This window comes from Ramlibacter sp. WS9 (genome assembly GCF_003797765.1).
In the GTDB taxonomy this organism is placed as follows: Bacteria; Pseudomonadota; Gammaproteobacteria; order Burkholderiales; family Burkholderiaceae_C; genus Ramlibacter.
Window position 1 is genome coordinate 1 of record NZ_RKMB01000101.1, and the last position, 718, is coordinate 718.

At 67.4% G+C, this 718-nt stretch carries 1 pseudogene; it reads left to right on the forward strand.

The window, feature by feature from the left end:
• A pseudogene (locus EEB15_RS33120) lies at nucleotides 1–566 on the forward strand (hypothetical protein); the annotation flags it as partial.
• Between the last annotated feature and the right edge of the window lie 152 nt (nucleotides 567–718).

Here is a 718-nt window from a genome sequence, read left to right on the forward strand (position 1 = left end):
AGGAACAGATCTTCGTCCATGCCCAGCGCGACTGGGACGAGAACATCGAGCACGACCAGAAGATCCGCGTCGGCCACGAACGCCACGACACCGTGGAGGCGAACAGCTACAGCGAGTTCAAGGCCGAGGAGCATCACACCGTGCACGGAGAGCGCAAGGTCGAGCTGAAGGCCGATGACCATCTGACGGTCGGCGACAGCCAGCACGTGAAGCTCGGTCGTGCCTACCTGGCCAGGGCCGGGCGCGAGATCCACCTGAAGGCCGGGCAGAAGATGGTGATCGAGGCTGACAGCGAACTGACGGTGAAGGCCGGCGGCAGCTTCATCCGGCTCGACGCAAGCGGCATCGCCATCAGCGGCCCGCTGGCACGGATCAATGCAGGCGGCGCGCCGGGAAGCGGCTCGGGGATCGCGATCAAGATGCCGCGGGTGCCGGGCATGGCCGACCAGGACAGCCCCGGCGCGCCACCCGAGGCGGTCGCGGCCAACCTGCCGCCGCGACAACCGGTTTGCGAAGAGTGCCTGCTACAGGCGAAGAAAAGAGGCCAGGCGCTCGCCGAGCGCTGAGGAACCGCGATGACGCCGAACCCCCGCCATTGGGCCCGCGAGCTGTGGCAGCGCTCCCGCGATCGCGGCTTGCAGACCCACATCGATGTATTGGTCGATGCCACCGGGCTGGACGACTATCCCTTGCTCGCCGAGCTCGCGCGGCAAAGCGA